Origin of the sequence: Xanthobacter autotrophicus, assembly GCF_030015065.1 — a bacterium.
GTDB lineage: Bacteria > Pseudomonadota > Alphaproteobacteria > Rhizobiales > Xanthobacteraceae > Xanthobacter > Xanthobacter autotrophicus_D.
Window position 1 is genome coordinate 1 of sequence record NZ_JAIVFN010000240.1, and the last position, 2,104, is coordinate 2,104.

Annotated in this window: 3 protein-coding genes and 1 riboswitch; of the genes, 2 read left to right on the plus strand and 1 reads right to left on the minus strand. The window is 70.4% G+C overall.

The features are described 5' to 3' along the window. The first annotated feature begins 113 nt into the window (after positions 1 to 113). The gene (locus K9U40_RS22735) at positions 114 to 1,199 is read left to right on the plus strand and encodes a GlxA family transcriptional regulator (RefSeq protein WP_282892362.1); all 1,086 of its coding nucleotides are present in this window, start codon (positions 114 to 116) and stop codon (positions 1,197 to 1,199) included. Positions 1,200 to 1,344: 145 nt separating this feature from the next. Next, positions 1,345 to 1,659: a putative quinol monooxygenase gene (locus K9U40_RS22740; protein WP_282892363.1), complete on the plus strand. Its 315-nt coding sequence runs from the start codon at positions 1,345 to 1,347 to the stop codon at positions 1,657 to 1,659. Between the two features lie 78 nt (positions 1,660 to 1,737). Continuing rightward, positions 1,738 to 1,936: riboswitch (cobalamin riboswitch) on the plus strand. Here K9U40_RS22740 and K9U40_RS22745 read toward each other — a convergent pair. Next, on the minus strand, positions 1,921 to 2,104 hold a 184-nt coding region (locus K9U40_RS22745), incomplete at its 5' end, for a hypothetical protein (protein ID WP_282892364.1). Its footprint overlaps the riboswitch before it by 16 nt.

Here is a 2,104-nt window from a genome sequence, read left to right on the forward strand (position 1 = left end):
CGTCACCACCCCTCCCGCCCGGTCTTGACCTGCCCCCGGACGGGGCCGATGCTGCGATCTTGCCCGCCGCAAGCGCCTTGATCTCGGCGTGGTGCGACCCTCGTCTGGAACAGATGCGACATTCGCCCGCCTCCCGAACGCCGCCGGGCGCCCGGCACCAGAGCGCGAAGCTGCGCGTGGGCTTCGTGCTCATGCACAATTTCACCCTCACCGCGTTTTCGAGCTTCGTGGACGTGCTGCGCCTCGCCGCCGACGAGGGCGACCGCTCGCGCCCCATCGGCTGTTCCTGGCAGGTGATGAGCCCCGGCCGGCGCCCGGCGCGCTCGTCCTGCGGCATCGACATCCAGCCCACCGCCGACCTCGGCGATCCCGGCGCCTTCGACTACATCGTGGTGGTGGGGGGACTGCTGCACGGCATGCCGCCGCTGCCGTCCGCGGTGGCGGCCTGGCTCCAGCGCGCCGCCACGGCAAAGGTGCCGCTGGTGGGGGTGTGCACGGGCTCGTTCGTGCTGTGCCGGCTGGGCCTCATGGCGCAGCGCAAATGCTGCGTCAGCTGGTATCACTACCGCGATTTCCTGGAGGAGTTCCCCACCCTCGTGCCGGTGGCCGACCAGCTGTTTGTGGTGGATGGCGACCGCATCACCTGCTCCGGCGGGGCCGGGGTGGCGGACCTTGCGGCGCAGCTCGTCACCCAGCATCTGGGCTCGGCCGTGGCGCAGAAGGCGCTGAACATCCTGCTGATCGACCGCCCGCGCACGGCGGACAGCGCCCAGCCCGCGCCACGTCTGGGGGGCGGACCGGGAGACGGCGGCCGTGGCGACGGCGGCATCGACGATGCCCGCGTCTCCCGTGCGCTGCTGCTGATGGAGCAGAACCTTGCCGAGCCGCTGCCCATCGCGGCGCTCGCCCATGCTCTGGCCCTCAGCCCGCGCCAGCTGGAGCGCCTGTTCGCCGAGCGGCTGGGCGAGAGCCCGCAGGAGAGCTATCTGGCGCTGCGCCTGCGCCACGCCCGCTGGATGCTGGCCAACACGCCGTTTTCCGCCGCGCGCATCGCCGCGGATCTCGGCTTTGCCGATGGTTCCCATTTCGGGCGGGCGTTCAAGGCCCGCTTCGGCGAGACCCCGGCCGCCTTCCGTCGCGCCGCCGCCCGCCCCGCCCGCCGCTCCGCCCCGGCGGAGGAGACGCGGGTGTTCGAATAGAGCGTGTTCCTGTCGCAATGGCGTGCGGGAAATACTATGAAAGCTTGCTTTCGCGCGTTCTCTTCATGCGAGCGGCCGTTCGGTTCGCTGAAGGCTCTCTGGACAAGCACCCCCGGCCGGGCCGGGAACAGGACGAGGAAATCCCATGAGCACGACCAAGGCGTCTTTCGTGGTGATCGCGGAATTCGACGTTCAGCCCGCCCGCCTCGACGCTTTCCTCGCCCTGGCGCGCGATGACGCCGCCCATTCCGTGGCCGACGAGCCCGGCTGCCGGCAGTTCGAGGTGATCGTGCTGGAAGGGACGTCCACCGTGGTGTTCTACGAGGTCTATGACGACCGCGCCGCATTCGACGCCCATCTGGAAACGCCCCATCTCGCCCGCTTCCGCGATGGCTTCGGAGTGCTCGTGACGGGCGAGCAGCGGGTGCGGTTCGGCGCCCTGCGCACCTGCGCCGCCTGAGCGGATCGCCACCCGTGCACGCCGAGGGGGATGATCCGGCCCCACGGAGATACCGGTTGACGCGGATCGACAGGCCGCGCTAGCGTTTCCGGCGACGGTTCCCGCAAGGGATCAAAAGGGAACGCGGTGAGTCGGGAAACCGGCGATGCCGCGGCTGCCCCCGCAACTGTAAGCGGCGAGTCCCCTGCCATCAGCCACTGGGCCTTAAGGTCTGGGAAGGCGGCAGGACGGACGGTGACCCGCGAGCCAGGAGACCTGCCGTCAGCCGTGGTCACGCGCGAGCACATTGGGCGGGGTGTCCTGATGGTGGTTGATCCTTGCGGCTTTCCGGCCGCGGGGTGCCTCGTTCGCGGTGACGGACCACTCGTCCCGCCGAGGCCTTATGCCGACCGCCTTCATCTGCCCGACTTCCGGCACCGCGCGCGCCGTTCGCCTCCCCCTGCGC